The organism is Suttonella ornithocola (genome assembly GCF_001889065.1).
GTDB classification, from domain to species: Bacteria; Pseudomonadota; Gammaproteobacteria; order Cardiobacteriales; family Cardiobacteriaceae; genus Suttonella_A; species Suttonella_A ornithocola.
Map to the genome: position 1 here is coordinate 1 of NZ_LWHB01000087.1, position 15,474 is coordinate 15,474.

A 15,474-nucleotide genomic window follows, 5' to 3' on the forward strand; every position below is an offset into this window, starting at 1 on the left:
CTTGTTGCAACATTGCTAGCTGTCTAAAGCCTTGCCGAATGACTTTTTCATCATCAACATTAGCACCTATTGTCATTAAACCTCTTAGCGTAATTCTCTCCATTTGGATAACGTCTTTAATTAACGCTAAAGCCGCCTCTGGAGAAACCCCGCTTTTGCTTTGTTCGCCGGATACATTTACTTGAACCAATGCCTCTATCGTTTTATCTTCATACGCTAAACGATCTTGTAACTTTTTTGCCAAACGAAGACTGTCTAACGATTGGATACAATCTACCAATCCCACAACATCTTTTACCTTATTCGTTTGTAAATGCCCAATTAAGTGAGTTTTATGAGGAAAAGCTTCTAATGCGGAATACTTTGCCTGAATTTCTTGTACCTTATTTTCTCCAATCATAGAGAAACCACAAGAAATTGCTTCAATAATTGCTTCTGGAGCAACCGTTTTTGTTACTGGCATCAAAAGAATTGATTGAGGATCTCTATTAGCTCGCTGAGCAGCTGATACAATTTTTTTCTGTATGCATGCAATATTATCTTTAATGCTCATGTGTATCCTCTTGGCAATCAGCACAAAGTCCAGCTAATACAATTGGATCTGAAGAAAGCAAAAAACCTTTATCTGAACAAAAATCCAATAATTCAGCGACAGGTTTATCTGCTGGTAATTCTTCCGTGCGACCGCACTCTCGGCAATTAGTAATGACACTGACATGCTCATGCGCAAATTCCTTACAAAGAACAAATCCATTCAATGATTCGGCACGATGTAATACCCCCATCTCAACCCAAAACTCTAAAGCTCGATAAACAGTAGGTGGCGCAACTGGTGTTCCTCTCTGCTTTTGCAAATCTGTAAGTACATCATAAGCTTTTACGACATCAGGATAAGCCAAAACAAGCCTTAAAACTTGCTCACGAATACTGGTTAATCTTGCACCGCGCATTTGGCAATGCTTTTTTACTGCTGCCAATAGCTGTGTCTGTTCTTTTATTTCTTTCATATCAAGTACCGCCAAAAATCTCTTACCTAAAATTGCTAGGTAAGCATAGTATAAAGAAAACTGAGACCATAAAGCGGAAAGTTTTAATCAAATTTATCTAGATAAAAGAAACAAAAACCTGTAATGTTTTTAAATATAAAATAGACTTTCTGAATCTTATAAAAATACTAAAAAATACGCTTATACCAAGGTTTATTTTTTCCAATTCCTTGCTTTTCTAAAAAGCTACCTAATTGCTTATCAGACCTCATAATATGCTGTACTAACCAATCTTTTAGATATAAAAGCAAATCACTATTTACATGATGCTCACCTTGAGCTAATTTAAGTCTAACAGATTGTAATTGGGAAACTAGCTCATCGTGCTGCAATTTATGTTTTTCATATTCTTGATAACCAAAAATCCGCATTAACGCTTCCTCTGTAGAAAAATGTGCCACTGTATACATTTCTAAATTCTCTAAAATTTCTGGAATTTCTTGAGGTGCTGTACGCGTTAGAATAGCTTTGCATAACTGATTAATAATATCAATCAATTGCTGATGCTGATGATCGATATCTTCTACTTTAACTGATAATAAATCATTATCCCATTCAATAAAATCTCTTGTTATCTTAACTGAAGTCATTATAGACTCCTCTTTATCAATATCTTTAATTATATCTATAATTCTTTTATAAGCAATAATATTATTATAAAACCAATTACGTTCTATAATAATATTATTATAGAAATAGTCTTTTAAAAGCAAATATTATAAAAATATTTAAACTATTCATTATTATAGACAATACTCTATGCCATATCTTCATCAATGACTAAAAATATTAAAAAATTATAAAAATATAAATCCTTATAAATAAATTTTATTACTAATAATTGCTATATTTCCGTTGTGTTTTCCATTTCATAGTGAAAGTCTACTAGAATGGCTACAATGTTAAGATAAATAGATAAATAGATAAATAGATAAATAGATAAATAGATAAATAGATAAATAGATAAATAGATAAATAGATAAATAGATAAATAGATAAATAGATAAAATAAGCAAACATACTTTACTGGAATAAAGATTTAATTTCCGTAACTTTTTTATTAGACTTTGACGATAGAAGTATTTCATCTTGCATTTAATTAAATTTTACATAAAGAAGGTATCAAGCAGGTTTTTAATATATAGTAGTTCATATCTACTAACTATCTATAATCGTTGCTACTTATCGCTATGAAAAAATATCACTCCCAACAAGCTTCTTATTTTTCTTTTTTATGACTACCAGTATGGATAAAAAACTCTTTCTACTTTCATTCTTATACTTACCACTATATATCCATTCAGAAGATAACTGGTTAGATAAAACCCATAATAAATTTTCTGAAACACTGGATAAAACAGCAGCATCTATCAATAGCTGGTTCGGTGAAAACACCCAAAACGCTGATGCCGAATTACGAATTTTGCTAGACAACGGTTGGAATCGATATGATGGCTATAGTATTCATCCTAAAATTCGTGGAAAAATTAAATTACCTGCGCTACAAAATCAACTACATATCGTCTTTGGTAATGAAGCTTTAGATAATCAATTTGAAAATTCAGCAGAAATTTTTTCTCAAGGCGATACAAGCCACTATAATGATAAAATTTATATTAAAAAACAAACACGTCAAGATAACGCTTCTATTGCTTTACAATATCAATTTAGCTCAAACCCGCAGAATTAGATGCCAGAGCAAGCATAGACATTCGCTCTGGAGGAGATGTTTATTTCAAGCTTAAAGCACAAAAAAATTGGTTTTTCTATCAGGATAACTATCAATTAAAAGCAGAACAAATTTATCGCTATGGTATTCAAAGTAAGCATCTTCTTAAAACCAATATAGAATTTCGTCAAAATAAAGAAGAAGAACCTTTTATAAGCAATCAGCTCTCTCTACAATACACTAATGATAATCATAAAGATCAATAGAGCTGGGGAAATGGCTTATATCGCGAACACCCGCTTACTACAGATAGCTGGTTCAACTATGGTATCTACACAGGCGGACATATTGAATACTATAAAGCAGACTTAAATACTTATGGTCCTTTTGCCGGTTGGCGAAAAGATATTTATCACGACTGGATATTCGTACAAACAAAACTGACATACTATAATGACAAAAAATCAGATAGACATCATAACTTAGCTGTGATGCTGCGCTTAGAAGTACATTTTTGAGTCAATTATCTGATATAAAGATTTAAATTATCTGCTATTTAAAAAATCTAGTAGGTAATTTTATTTCAAATAAGCTAGACCATTTTTTGAATAGCTTTCTTCATAAGGAGCTTTCGATGCTACAACGCAATTACTTCCAATCAGTCTCTTTCATTGCACTTATCGCTGCAATGATGGGATTAACAGCTTTTACTATAGACGCCATGCTACCTGCATTTGGAGAAATGACCAAAGCTTTTTCTTTACCTAAAAACCAAGCAAATAAAATTCAATATGTTGTTTTTGCTTATATGTTTGGTTTTGCTACTATGCAACCGATATTTGGTTTTTTAGGCGATGCTTTAGGGAGAAAATGGACTTTAATATCAGGAATTGGGCTTTTTGTCATTGCCTCCGCTGCTGTATTTTTTATCAATGAGTTTAAATGGCTTCTTGTCGCGCGATTCGTGCAAGGCATGGGGCTTGCTGCCCCTAGAGTGCTGTCCACAGCCATTGTAAGAGATGTCGCTTCTGGTCGAGAAATGGCAAGGATTATGTCCTATGCGGTAATGGTTTTTATGATTGTTCCAATGTTAGCGCCCAGTATTGGACAATTAACCATGCAAGCTGGTGGTTGGCATGCTATCTTTAGGTTATTCGTGTTTGCTGGTCTATTGGTAATCATTTGGATTTTATATCAATTACCAGAAACGCTAATACCAGAGGAAAGGGCCAGATTAAATATCAAAAGTATAAAAGCTGCTTTCATCCAATGCTTGGGACATTCAGCAACTGTTATTCAACTAATTATTATTGGTATGATTTTTGCCATGACAATGACCTATATAGGACAAGCCGAACAAATTTTTGGTCGAGATATTTATCATCTAGGTGATAAATTTCCGCTGATATTTGCTCTTAATTTTAGCGGACTCATTGCTGCAAGCTTTTTAAATTCACGCTGGGTTTTATTACATGGCATGCAACGTATCATTCGAATCGCAACCTTAGCAATGTCAGCAAATGCAATTATTTTAGTTTTTCTTTCATGGATATATGCGGGAATTCCTCCTTTATGGTTTTTTCTACCTTTATTGATTACTCACTTCTTTTTTCAAGGGCTTTTAATGCCTAATCTAAATACTTTAATTCTTGTTCCACACCGTAATATTGCGGGGACTGCTTCCGCTATTATTGGTGCAGGAATGACAATTATTGGCGCAGTTCTCGGTGGACAAATTGCATCACACTTTAATGCAACACTCTATCCACTTACTTTAGGTTTAATGGTATTAAGTTTAGGCATTACTTTTTTATATCGCCTAGCAGAACGCCTAGGAATAGATGAATAAAATTTATCTTTTAATTATTCTAGCCCGCTATAGCCTGAGAGTATGATAGTTATAAGAAATTAGCTATAATAGCTTAATTTTCTTTGAGTAAGCCATGTTTCGAAAAATTGTACTAATTGGTCCAATGGGGGCTGGAAAAACATCGTTAGGAAAACGATTAGCACATCGTCTACATTGGCAATTTTTTGATACTGACCATGTAATTATCAATAAAACAGGGGCAGACATTCCCTTAATATTTGAGCGAGAGGGGGAAACTGGTTTTCGTAAACGTGAGCATCAAGCCCTTAAAGAAATATTAGAAACACCTATTGATGCCGTAGTAGCTTGCGGTGGTGGAATTGTTATTACACCTGAAAATCGTAGTCTAATTATGGGTCAAGCACTGGTTGTATTCTTAGATGTTTCTGTAGAGAGACAACTGCAAAGAATTGGAATGGATAAAAATCGCCCTCTTGTTCATGCACCTGATAAAAGAGAGCGCCTTCAAAAGCTTCGAGACGAACGTTTAGGATTATATGAAGGACTTGCTGATATAAGAATCAATACAGACACGAATAATTTTACAATTTCATTTAATCGATTACTAAACAACGTTAGAGAATTTATCCGAACCAATGTTCCTTAACATTTTTCGGACCGAACTTCTTTCTACATAAATAAAGCAGTTATAGTAAATATTTTTAACTCGCATACAGCGTTGGTTTGTCTTTACAGTCAGCAGCTGGTCATTTTATATGCGAGCTGAACTTATTCAGCTATATATAGCAGGGCTCCAAAAAATGCATACCGCACTTAGAGATAGGATGCTGTTTTCAAGGTGGATATTGGGTTAACGTTGTATGCATTTTTTGGAAAGTTGGCTATAGACACAATATAGTAAAAGACTACTAGAATAGTTATAGTGTTAAGATAGATGAATAAAGTAAGTACACATACTTTACTGGAATAACCATCTAATTTCTGTAACTCTTTTATTAGCCTTTTATTATAGACAGTTACCCAAGGACAAATACGGGAATAAAATTCCGGATACTGATAGACCACACTCAAATAAGTACAAAAAAGGAAGAAGTAGCCAATAACTTTGGTATCCATTTCACTACTGTTCAGAAGTGGAAAATGCGTGATTGCCTTTAGCCTACTGAGACTTTTGCAAAGGTCTCAACCCAAAATAGCTCGCGCATTTGCCAGCAAACTTACGATGTAATGTCCCAATGACAACAGTTTGTTGCGGGCTTTCTATACTTGACTCAGCGCTTGGCTTCTGCTGGCTTTTTCTATGATGCCGTCTTTTAATCCTCTTTCTCGTAAGCGTTGGCGGTTTGCTTGGCTGCTATAGCCTTTGTCGGCATAGACAATTGTACCTGCGTTTAGGTTTTCTAGTAATGGCTCAAGGTGTTGGCTTTCATGCTCGTTAGCACTGCTGAGGTGCAGCTGTTCGATATAGCCGTCTTGGTCTGAGACCTTTGCAAAATTCCGTTTTATACTAATTTTTGCTACTAGTAGAACAATTAACACCATGATTTTAATATGTTTTCAAAATTTAAAAAATTGAAATTTCTCTATTTTATGTTTTTTGCAAAGGTCTCAGCACACCACGCGTTACCGCGAACACCCACTGAATCACCAAGACATAACCTTCTCCGAACAAATGTATGCTCAACCCTATAGCTATGCCTTACTTGCTGATAATCCTGTACTCACTCAACTTCTAACCCACATAGATAAACATCATTTAGCCTTTATGCAGGAAAAACATCATCAACTTGGCAAACTCACTACGCTTTCACTTAAGCCATCATAAATCCCGGAATGCGGAAATTGATAACGCCTTTTTATACTAACATTTCCCTGAAAAATCGGATAAGATACGGCTATCAACAACAAAAGGAGCAAACATGCTACACGAATACCGTGAACTCATTGCTAAACTTCGTCAAAACGATAACCACTTTGCACGCTTATTTGACGAGCATAACGAACTAGACGAAGAAATTAACCGCTTACTAAAAGACCCCGTTGCAGTTAGTCGCTCTGCTGAAATTGAGGAGAAAAAACGTAAAAAACTACATCTAAAAGACGAAATTTATCGTATCTTGAAAGAAAAAGATGCTGAAAGAAACCAATAATAAACCCAGCGCCCTAAACAGGGCGCTTTTTACATCTAATCATTATTCTACAAACCCCTAACCACCTTACCCTATGACAGACTGCATCGATTTAACTCAAGCGCAACCCAAAGAAATTTATCTTAACCGTGAACTCACTTGGCTAGATTTTAATGAACGCGTCTTAGCAGAAGCTGAGCGTGAAGATAACCCCCTACTAGAGCGCATAAAATATCTTGCGATTGTTAACAATAACCTAGATGAATTTTTTATGAAACGCATTGGCGGGCTTAAACAACAAGTCGGCGCACACATTCATACTCCTAGCCCAGACGGCAGAACCCCACAAATACAAATCGATGAAAGCTATACCAAAGTTCGCACCATTGAAAAACACGTCGGGAAAATTTGGAAACGACTTTCCACAGTGCTAAAAAAAGAAAATATTGAAATTGTGCGTTTTTCGCAACTTTCAAAAACCAAACAAGAACAAATGCGCCAATACTTCGCTGAAACCGTCTATCCATTGCTCACTCCGCAAGCCATGGATCCCGCACACCCCTTTCCCTTTGTATCTAACCTCTCATTAAACTTACTGATTAAACTAGGCTATCCCAATAGCAAGCGAACCTCCATTGCGCGCATAAAAGTTCCTGTTGGACAAGGCTGCAAACGTTTTATTGATACCTATACACCAAATGTATATCGCTTTATTACCTTAGAAGACCTCATCATCCATAATTTAGATTTACTCTTCCCTGGCATGAAAGTCCTACAAACCGATATTTTCCGCATTACGCGCAATGCCGTTACCGAAAAAAATGAAGAAAAAGCCGAAGACCTATTAGAGCTCATTGAAGATGAATTGCGAGAACGAAAATTTGCCCCAATCGTTCGGATGCAATACGCCACAGGCATTGACCCTATTCATAAAGGCATGCTATCAGCAGAGCTACATTTAGAAGAAGATAAAGATACCTTTGAAGTGGATGGACTATTGTCAATGCGTGATCTCTTTGAAATTGCGGCAATCAATCGTCCTGACTTAAAATATCCGCCTCACCATCCCCTGGATCACGAACACTTCTTTGGTGAAGATAACCTCTTTCACGCTATCAGGAAAAACGGACCATTTCTTGTTCAACTGCCTTACGAATCCTTTACCAATACCGTTGAACGATTATTAGCCGATGCGAGTAACGACCCCAAAGTCTTAGGCATTAAAATGACTATCTATCGCACCTCGTCAGACTCTAAAATCATCCAACATCTCATTGATGCTAGCCGCAACGGCAAACAAGTAACTGTCGTGGTAGAAGTCAAAGCTCGCTTTGACGAATCCGCAAACATCCGTTGGGCAAACCGATTAGAAGAAGCTGGCATCCATGTTACCTATGGAATCGTTGGGCTAAAAACCCATGCTAAACTCATTCACATCATTAGAAACGATTACGACGGTATCCGTCGTTATACCCATATCAGCACAGGGAATTACCATAGCGGCACCGCGCGACTTTATAGCGATTTCGGTTATTTTAGTGCAGACCCAGAACTGGGCGCCGACCTAACAGAACTCTTTAACTACCTCACAACTGGTTACACCCCAAACCGGCAATACCATAAAATCTTGCCCGCGCCTCGCCACATGAAAGCCGGCTTATTAGCACTAATAGAACGCGAAATCACTCATGCCAACAAACAACAAAAAGCACTCATCCGCCTAAAAACCAACGCCCTAGAAGACGTTGACATTGTCAACGCCCTCTATCGCGCCAGTCAGGCAGGCGTTAAAGTAGAACTTATCGTAAGAGATAGCTGTCGCCTAATTGCTGGTGTACCGGGATTATCAGAAAACATCTCCGTTATTAGCATTGTAGGACGTTTCCTTGAGCATAGTCGCGTTTACTACTTCTACAACGCTGGCGAAGAAGCCTTTTACATTGGCTCTGCCGACCTCATGCACCGCAATCTAGAAAGTCGGGTAGAAGTCTTAGTATCCATTGAAAAACCTAGCATTAGAGAAAAACTTGCACACTTCCTACAAACCCAACTCAACGATTTAGAAAACGCTTGGGAAATGCAAAGCGACGGCAGCTATCGGCGCCGACAAAATCCCAAAAACAAACTCAGTAGCCAAGCGCAATTTATTGCAGATGCAAACAAACGCTATAAAAATGCAAGTAAATTACGCCTAAGAAAAACCCGCTCAATATAACGAGCGGGTTAATCTAACTAGAATACCTATCTTAGCCAACGCCAAAATACCAACCGATTAATGCAGTTGAAACTAAAGCAATCACTCCCCAAATAACCGTACGTAAAATCGCCGGCAATAACGGCGCTCCACCCAACTTAGCAGATAAACTTCCCAAACTGGCAAGTCCTAATAACGTTGCTATTGCTAAAACATAAACAAGCACTGTTTGTGGCGCTATTAACAACACAAGCAATGGCAAGATTGCTCCCACACAAAAAGCAATCGCACTAGCACCAGCAGCTTGTAAAGCATTCGTTTCAATCACCTCGCTAATCCCAATTTCATCCCGAGCATGTGCAGCTAAAGCATCATGTTCCATCATTTGTTTAGCCACTGCCTTTGCCAATTCTGGCGCAACACCTCGTTGCTGATAAATAAACGCCAACTCCGCTAGCTCACCCTCTGGATAATGTTCTAGTTCATTTGCTTCCCTTGTTAAATCCGCTTTTTCAGTATCAGATTGACTAGAAACAGAAACATACTCTCCTGCCGCCATTGAAACCGCTCCTGCTACCACTGCAGCACAACCCATTAACAGCAAAGTCTGTGCAGAAGTTTGGGCAGCCGCTAAGCCCATTAACAAACTGGCGACGGAAATTAAACCGTCATTTGCCCCTAAAACACCTGCTCGCAACCAATTATTCCGGTGACTTAAATGTTGCTCTGAATGCCGACTAAAACTCATTTATCCTCACTACACCAAAATTAGATGAATAATCTATTGATAAACCAGCGTATCAAACAAATAGCATATTCTCTACCCATCCCAGCTATAGCCAAATACTGTTACTAAAAATCTATCATTTTAGAGCGTATCTTCTGAATAGCAGCGGGATAATGACTCGCCATCGTCAACCAATAGATTTCTGTATTTTTAGGGCGAATAGAAATTTCGAATTGGCGAAATTTACTCATTGATTTTCTAGATGCTGTCGCTTGACCCAGCATTAACCAAATTAGCATACTCATCCAAAGCCCATGCGTAAAAACCACATGATGCCCATTCGGCAGTTCCTGAAAATAGCGTTGTACCTGCTCTACTCGTTGAACAAACTGACTAAAACTTTCAGCATCACTACCATCTCTATCATCTGGTGAAAATTCTAACCAATAATCCTCTGCTAACTTTCGTCGCTCTGATAGCGTTTTATCTGCGATACTATCAAAGCTAAGATAATTAAACTCTTCTAAACCATGAATAACTGTTGGGCATATTTCTGTTATTTCACTTAAAGGCATTGCGGTTTGCTTGGTTCGTAAAAATTTAGAAATACCAATACTAGTAATATTATTTTTACCTATCCGATTCATTAACCATTCTGCGACTTTTTCAGCTTGACTCTCGCCTAATTCCGTTATTGGAATATCCCTATTAAGCATAGCTTTTCCACCCGCATTTGCATGGCTTTGTGCATGGCGAACTAAATAAATGTATTTCATATTCATATCAAACTATCTTAAATTCGGTAACCAAACTACTCTACCGTAACCGATTTCGCTAAATTACGCGGTTGGTCCACGTCGGTTCCCTTTTGTAAAGCCACGTTATAAGCAAATAATTGTAGAGGAATAACAGTCGCAATACTTGCAGTCAGACTATCTAGCTCGCCCAATGAAATTAAAATGGCTTGTTCGTTTAATGCACGCGTATCCACACGGCTATCAGAAAATACAATTAACCGCCCGCCTCTTGCTTGCACTTCTTGTAAATTACTCATGGTTTTTTCTGCCAGATGGTCTGCTTGCACAATCGCCACTACAGGCATATTTTCATCAACCAAAGCTAAAGGTCCATGTTTAAGTTCTCCACAAGGATAAGCTTCAGCATGGATATAAGCGAGTTCTTTTAATTTTAGCGCCCCCTCTGCGGCAATTGCATAGCTTTCTCCTCGCCCTAAAAATAAGCATCCATGACGCTCTTTAATCATCTCTGCTGCTTGAGCAACTTGCAGATTAAGCGCAAGCATTTGTTCTGCAATAGCGGGTAAGCGCTCAAGTGCTGCAATTTCAGGTTGTACATCGTCATTGTTTTGTAATTGTCGAATCAATAACACTAAAATATGTAAAGCAACTAATTGCGTGACAAATGCTTTGGTAGAAGCAACGCCTATTTCTCGTCCAGCACGCGTTAGCAAGCTATAATGGCTGGCGCGAATTAAAGCACTTTCTGGAACATTGCAAATCGCCAAATAGTCTTGATATGGTAATTTTTTTGCTTTTTCTAGTGCTGCAAGTGTATCCGCGGTTTCCCCAGATTGTGAGATACTTAAGAATAACGTATTTTGCGGCACAGTTATCTCACGATAGAGATATTCGCTTGCATACTCTACATGACAACGAATTCCTACTTTTTCTAATTGAGATTGAATAACCAATCCAGCATGATAACTGGTTCCACAAGCAATAAGATCAATGTATCGAACGGTCTTTAAGCTTTCCAATAAGTCCGAAGGAAAAGAAGCTAGCTGTAATTGTTCATGATAAATACGCCCCTCTAAAGTTTCTGCAATCACAGATGGCTGTTCAAACATCTCTTTCTGCATAAAATGTTTATAACCATCTTTACCTGACACATCTGCTGACTGCTCGCTTTCAACAAGCTCTCTCTCAACAAGCTGATTTTGCGCATCAAATATTTGATATTGTTCTTTACTCAAATGAACCAAATCATCATCTTGTAAATAACTAAAAGTGCGCGTTACGGGCAATAAGGCGTAGCTATCAGAAGCAATAAAATGCTCGCCAATCCCAACTCCGATGACTAATGGTGAGCCATGTCGAATGGCGACTAATTCATCAGGATATTGCGCATGAATAACTGCTAAGGCATAAGCGCCTTCAAGTTGTTTCGTTGTTTCTCGAACAGCCGTAACCAAATCTTGGGATTTTTGATAATAATAGTGGATTAAATGCGCGACGGTTTCACTATCTGTTTCAGAAGAAAAAGTATATCCTTCTGCTTGTAAGAATTGTTTTAGTTCTAAATAGTTTTCAATAATGCCATTATGAACCACTGCAATATCGCCACTGCTATGAGGATGTGCATTTGCTTCACTGGGTGCACCGTGTGTTGCCCAACGGGTATGGGCAATACCGGCATAACCTATCAATCCTTGTGTTTGTACTTTTTCTTGTAAGGTTTGTACTTTTCCCATTGCTCGGCAACGAATAAGTTGATTTTGCTGAATAATTGCCAATCCTGCACTATCATAACCGCGATATTCTAAACGCTTTAATCCCATCAATAAGATTGGCACAATATTACGCTCAGCAACTCCCGCCACAATTCCACACATGTCTTTTCCTAAATTCTAAAAGGTAAAATTTTAGCGTAAAAATTGCATTTTTAGATGAATTCTTATCCAAAGACTTAAGAATAAAATAAGAAAAAATTAAAACTTATTTAAAAAAGAATATCGCTATATCTAAAGTTTATTTATCTTTATTTAAAAATAGGTTGTATTTCACTAAAATTTTTATTTTTAATAACAGATAGAACAATAAACCCTGTTAGTGAGAACACTTCTTACTTTCAATAAAAATTTGACAAATATGTCTAATATTAGAAATCACAACCTTAATTCTCTTTTTATTTTTGACATTTTTGTCAAAAATAAAAAGATTACTTAGATTATCTAATCGGTAATAATCTTTCTACTATTGCTAAAAATAAAAAAGAGCGTATATCACACGCTCTTCCCTTTAAGAATTACAGATAGTATTAGATTAGTAAATCTTCTTCTTTTCCACCTTTATCTAAATGCTCAAGGAACCACTTTGGCTGACGACCTTGTCCTGACCAAGTTTTACCTGTTTTTGGATCAGCATATTTAGGGGCTAAAGAACGACGACTTGGTTTACCACTAATTGCTAAGCTTCCACCAGAAAGAATTTCGGCTTGTCTATTTGCCTTATTCAAAATATCTTGAGCACGTTTTTGACGTTGGGCATCAACTTTATTTGCAAGCTCAACAAAATCATCGTCATTGAGACTTTGTAAAGCATCTATAATTTGTTGTAATTGCATTTTTAACTCCATTTATTTGGGATAGATAATAATAAATTAATTTATTAAAAAAGCAATAACAAATTCATCTTATTTAATTAAAAATCTGTCAAGACTTTCTCTATTCAATTTTCCTACTTCTATGCAAATCATAGCATTCATATACTAACATGGTGTTATATGCCATATAAGAATAATGCTTATAAGGTGTCACGATAATTATCTAAGATATTATTTCTGACAGTTTGGACAATACGCACTTGCTCGATTCGTAATCACAGTATTTTTAATTAGACCACCACAATTCACACATGGCTCATCTACTCTGCCATAAACTTTTAATGTTTGTTGAAAATAGCCATTTGTTCCATCTGGATGAATAAAATCTCGCAAGGTTGTTCCACCTATGGCAATTGCCCGCGTTAATTCATTTTTAATATGTATCGTTAATTTCTCTGCTTCCTTTTTTGTAATTTTATGCGCAGGACGTTGTGGACGAATACCTGCTAAAAATAAGGCTTCTGTCGCATAAATATTACCTACACCAACAACGATTTTTTGATTCATGATATGCGCTTTAATACTGCAACGGCGATGACGCGTACTTTGATAAAGATATTGCGCCGTAAATGCATCCGATAAGGGTTCCAATCCTAATGATGCTAAAAGTGGATGTGTTTGATTGGGATTGATGACTTCAATATGTCCAAACCGACGCGGGTCATGCAAACGCATTTGTTGTTGCTTTTCTACCGTCAGTAAAAAGTGGTCATGTTTCTTAAGAGGGGCATTTGGCGCGGTTAAGCGCAAACTTCCGCTCATCCCTAAATGCAATAATAGTGCCTTTTCTGCATCATCTGTTTTAATTAGTAAATATTTTCCTCGTCGCTCTATCGCAACAATTTTTCTATCTACTAACCCTAACAAAGCTACACTATCAATCATCCAACGTAATTTGGACACACGACTCTCAGTAGCAGTAATTTTTTGTCCGATTAAATGGGGAGCAAGTCCAAAACGAGTGGTTTCAACTTCAGGTAATTCAGGCATTAGTTTTCTTCAATCCAATATTGTACTGGAAGCGCTAAACGTGGCTTTAATTGCTCATTACAAAGATAAGCGGTTTGCTGATGAATGAGTAAATGGGTTTGATTGTAAGGATTATGGTCTGCAAATATCCAATCATCTTTACCATTAAATCGTAAAGTAATGCTGGCACTTTCACTATAATTTACCTCTGCAAGCGGATAAGCTATTGGACAAGCGATTTTTAGCTGCTCTAGCCATTGTCCGAATCTAGGTGCTATTTGCTGCTTAATTTTCCACTCATTATTTTGATAAATAAAATGCAATGTTGCATCTGCACGAATAACATCGACGCTTTCAATCTGTTGAGGTAGCGGCAAAACAGGATATTTCTGCTTTGAAAAATAGATATTTAAACTTAAAAATAAAATGGCAATACTTAGCCATAACAACCATAACTTTTTCATTTTCATGCTTGGTATCGCTTTTCAATTCGCCGACGTAAATACCAACCAAGAAGAAAGATACTTAAAGGTAAACCCAATAACTGTAAACCTGCCCACCAATATGTCTGCGTTGTTGAGAGCTGAATATACTGGTCTTTTAAATTAGGACGATTTAATCGTTCGCCGCCTTCTACTTGCGCTAAATAGGTAAATAACGCTTGTGCAAAAGCGCGATTGCCCGCCATTCCGAAAGCTTGTTGCTGAAAAATATCGCTATCTCCCATAATAACGATAGATTGCTGCCGAGCATGATATTCGCGCGTTAATAACCAAGCAACGGGAAGAGGTCCTCTGGTTTCTTGCGCATCTAAAGCAATATGACCACTGACTTCTCCTTGCTCATTCCAGCTATTAGGGCTGCTTTGTAATAAAACCGTACGTTTCCAATCTTTTTCAGGAGCGCGTTCTTCAGTTATAGCAACTGCACCGGGCAAAATAGGCAATTGCTGTAAAGATTGTGTCAGCTCTGTTTGTTCATTGATTGCAGCGGGTAAAATTCTAGGGTCTTCAAAGCCTAATTGTTGAGACGCCATATCCACTACCGTACCATTGAGTAAATGTAAGCCACTAATAGATTGCAATATCTTTGGTAGGAAAGGATGTTGGGTATCGGTGGTATAAAGTAAATTTCCGCCTTGAGCCAAATAAGTTTTTAACGCTGCGTTTAGATGTTCAGCTTTTGAAGTATCTGGATCGGCAACAACGACCAAATCCGCTGTTTCTGGTAAATTGATAATTTTTCCTAACTCTGCCACCGCCAAAGAAACTTTTGGCTGACGCAGTTGCTCGTACAATGGACGCCAAGAGCCACCACTATCGGCTAAAAAAGCGCGTTCTCCGCTACCTTGTAGATGAATAATTTGTCGTTCAGTATGTGTGCTTAAATCCAATAATGTTTGCACAATCGTTTCAGGCGCAATCGTGTCTATTTTTTGTCCAGTATCGCCTATATGTAAATAGAGCTGACCATTACGCGTAATATTATATTTTTGCACCAACGTCGG

The 15,474-nt window shown here is 37.3% G+C and carries 17 protein-coding genes; 6 read left to right on the forward strand and 11 right to left on the reverse strand.

Annotated elements, in window-relative coordinates; translation table 11 throughout:
- The 3 genes from A5N85_RS07175 to A5N85_RS07185 form a co-directional block, all read right to left on the reverse strand.
- Nucleotides 1-553, reverse strand: a 553-nt coding sequence (locus A5N85_RS07175) for a YggS family pyridoxal phosphate-dependent enzyme (protein WP_072576622.1), incomplete at its 3' end; no start/stop codon positions are given.
- On the reverse strand, nucleotides 543-1,007 hold the full coding sequence (locus A5N85_RS07180; protein ID WP_072576635.1) for a Fur family transcriptional regulator: 465 nt from the start codon (nucleotides 1,005-1,007) through the stop codon (nucleotides 543-545). The genes A5N85_RS07180 and A5N85_RS07175, both read right to left, overlap by 11 nt.
- Before the next feature lie 167 nt (nucleotides 1,008-1,174).
- A complete protein-coding gene (locus A5N85_RS07185) occupies nucleotides 1,175-1,636 on the reverse strand; it encodes a bacteriohemerythrin (protein ID WP_072576623.1) in 462 nt (153 codons plus the stop codon).
- A 656-nt stretch (nucleotides 1,637-2,292) separates the two neighbouring features.
- Here A5N85_RS07185 and A5N85_RS14635 point away from each other — a divergent pair.
- From A5N85_RS14635 to A5N85_RS07205, 3 genes are all read left to right on the forward strand, one after another.
- Nucleotides 2,293-2,736, forward strand: coding sequence for a hypothetical protein (locus A5N85_RS14635; protein WP_084601688.1), 444 nt, complete (start codon nucleotides 2,293-2,295; stop codon nucleotides 2,734-2,736).
- A 613-nt stretch (nucleotides 2,737-3,349) separates the two neighbouring features.
- Nucleotides 3,350-4,564 carry a multidrug effflux MFS transporter gene (locus tag A5N85_RS07200; protein ID WP_072576624.1) on the forward strand — a complete coding sequence of 405 codons (1,215 nt, stop codon included), beginning with the start codon at nucleotides 3,350-3,352 and terminating at the stop codon, nucleotides 4,562-4,564.
- Nucleotides 4,565-4,658: 94 nt separating this feature from the next.
- Entirely contained in the window at nucleotides 4,659-5,192 is a 534-nt protein-coding gene (locus A5N85_RS07205; RefSeq protein ID WP_072576625.1) for a shikimate kinase, read from the forward strand.
- 614 nt (nucleotides 5,193-5,806) lie between these two features.
- On the opposite strand, the gene A5N85_RS07210 is transcribed toward A5N85_RS07205, so the two are convergent.
- The gene (locus A5N85_RS07210) at nucleotides 5,807-6,088 is read right to left on the reverse strand and encodes a transposase (RefSeq protein ID WP_072576626.1); all 282 of its coding nucleotides are present in this window, start codon (nucleotides 6,086-6,088) and stop codon (nucleotides 5,807-5,809) included.
- A 55-nt stretch (nucleotides 6,089-6,143) separates the two neighbouring features.
- Here A5N85_RS07210 and A5N85_RS15120 point away from each other — a divergent pair, with 55 nt between their 5' ends.
- The 3 genes from A5N85_RS15120 to ppk1 all read left to right on the forward strand — a co-directional run bounded on the left by A5N85_RS15120 (nucleotide 6,144) and on the right by ppk1 (nucleotide 8,890).
- Entirely contained in the window at nucleotides 6,144-6,371 is a 228-nt protein-coding gene (locus A5N85_RS15120; protein ID WP_143143210.1) for a hypothetical protein, read from the forward strand.
- A 94-nt stretch (nucleotides 6,372-6,465) separates the two neighbouring features.
- Complete coding sequence (locus A5N85_RS07215; RefSeq protein WP_072576627.1) at nucleotides 6,466-6,696, forward strand: HP1242/YdcH family protein; 231 nt, start codon at nucleotides 6,466-6,468, stop codon at nucleotides 6,694-6,696.
- Between the two features lie 73 nt (nucleotides 6,697-6,769).
- On the forward strand, nucleotides 6,770-8,890 hold the full coding sequence (gene ppk1 / locus A5N85_RS07220; RefSeq protein ID WP_072576628.1) for a polyphosphate kinase 1: 2,121 nt from the start codon (nucleotides 6,770-6,772) through the stop codon (nucleotides 8,888-8,890).
- 31 nt (nucleotides 8,891-8,921) lie between these two features.
- Here ppk1 and A5N85_RS07225 read toward each other — a convergent pair whose 3' ends face one another.
- From A5N85_RS07225 to A5N85_RS15630, 7 genes are all read right to left on the reverse strand, one after another.
- The gene (locus A5N85_RS07225) at nucleotides 8,922-9,617 is read right to left on the reverse strand and encodes a VIT1/CCC1 transporter family protein (RefSeq protein ID WP_072576629.1); all 696 of its coding nucleotides are present in this window, start codon (nucleotides 9,615-9,617) and stop codon (nucleotides 8,922-8,924) included.
- A gap of 104 nt (nucleotides 9,618-9,721) precedes the next feature.
- On the reverse strand, nucleotides 9,722-10,372 hold the full coding sequence (locus A5N85_RS07230; RefSeq protein ID WP_072576637.1) for a histidine phosphatase family protein: 651 nt from the start codon (nucleotides 10,370-10,372) through the stop codon (nucleotides 9,722-9,724).
- Nucleotides 10,373-10,407: 35 nt separating this feature from the next.
- Nucleotides 10,408-12,228 (reverse strand): glutamine--fructose-6-phosphate transaminase (isomerizing), encoded by a 1,821-nt coding sequence (gene glmS, locus A5N85_RS07235; RefSeq protein ID WP_072576630.1) that lies wholly within the window; start codon nucleotides 12,226-12,228, stop codon nucleotides 10,408-10,410.
- A 425-nt stretch (nucleotides 12,229-12,653) separates the two neighbouring features.
- Nucleotides 12,654-12,959, reverse strand: coding sequence for an H-NS histone family protein (locus A5N85_RS07240; RefSeq protein ID WP_072576631.1), 306 nt, complete (start codon nucleotides 12,957-12,959; stop codon nucleotides 12,654-12,656).
- Nucleotides 12,960-13,169: 210 nt separating this feature from the next.
- Nucleotides 13,170-13,988, reverse strand: coding sequence for a bifunctional DNA-formamidopyrimidine glycosylase/DNA-(apurinic or apyrimidinic site) lyase (gene mutM / locus A5N85_RS07245; protein WP_072576632.1), 819 nt, complete (start codon nucleotides 13,986-13,988; stop codon nucleotides 13,170-13,172).
- Nucleotides 13,988-14,431 (reverse strand): hypothetical protein, encoded by a 444-nt coding sequence (locus A5N85_RS07250; protein WP_115306044.1) that lies wholly within the window; start codon nucleotides 14,429-14,431, stop codon nucleotides 13,988-13,990. Before A5N85_RS07250 ends, mutM begins: the two co-directional genes overlap by 1 nt.
- A 2-nt stretch (nucleotides 14,432-14,433) precedes the next feature.
- Nucleotides 14,434-15,474, reverse strand: a 1,041-nt coding sequence (locus tag A5N85_RS15630) for a Gldg family protein (RefSeq protein ID WP_169818633.1), incomplete at its 5' end; no start/stop codon positions are given.

Coding starts and splice junctions, on each gene's coding strand:
- ppk1 (WP_072576628.1), top strand. CDS start 6,770: ATGACAGACTGCATCGATTTAACTCAAGCGCAACCCAAAGAAATTTAT.
- A5N85_RS07240 (WP_072576631.1), bottom strand. CDS start 12,959: ATGCAATTACAACAAATTATAGATGCTTTACAAAGTCTCAATGACGAT.
- A5N85_RS07205 (WP_072576625.1), top strand. CDS start 4,659: ATGTTTCGAAAAATTGTACTAATTGGTCCAATGGGGGCTGGAAAAACA.
- A5N85_RS07250 (WP_115306044.1), bottom strand. CDS start 14,431: ATGAAAAAGTTATGGTTGTTATGGCTAAGTATTGCCATTTTATTTTTA.
- A5N85_RS07185 (WP_072576623.1), bottom strand. CDS start 1,636: ATGACTTCAGTTAAGATAACAAGAGATTTTATTGAATGGGATAATGAT.
- A5N85_RS14635 (WP_084601688.1), top strand. CDS start 2,293: ATGGATAAAAAACTCTTTCTACTTTCATTCTTATACTTACCACTATAT.
- glmS (WP_072576630.1), bottom strand. CDS start 12,228: ATGTGTGGAATTGTGGCGGGAGTTGCTGAGCGTAATATTGTGCCAATC.
- mutM (WP_072576632.1), bottom strand. CDS start 13,988: ATGCCTGAATTACCTGAAGTTGAAACCACTCGTTTTGGACTTGCTCCC.
- A5N85_RS07210 (WP_072576626.1), bottom strand. CDS start 6,088: ATGGTGTTAATTGTTCTACTAGTAGCAAAAATTAGTATAAAACGGAAT.
- A5N85_RS07230 (WP_072576637.1), bottom strand. CDS start 10,372: ATGAAATACATTTATTTAGTTCGCCATGCACAAAGCCATGCAAATGCG.
- A5N85_RS07180 (WP_072576635.1), bottom strand. CDS start 1,007: ATGAAAGAAATAAAAGAACAGACACAGCTATTGGCAGCAGTAAAAAAG.
- A5N85_RS07215 (WP_072576627.1), top strand. CDS start 6,466: ATGCTACACGAATACCGTGAACTCATTGCTAAACTTCGTCAAAACGAT.
- A5N85_RS07200 (WP_072576624.1), top strand. CDS start 3,350: ATGCTACAACGCAATTACTTCCAATCAGTCTCTTTCATTGCACTTATC.
- A5N85_RS07225 (WP_072576629.1), bottom strand. CDS start 9,617: ATGAGTTTTAGTCGGCATTCAGAGCAACATTTAAGTCACCGGAATAAT.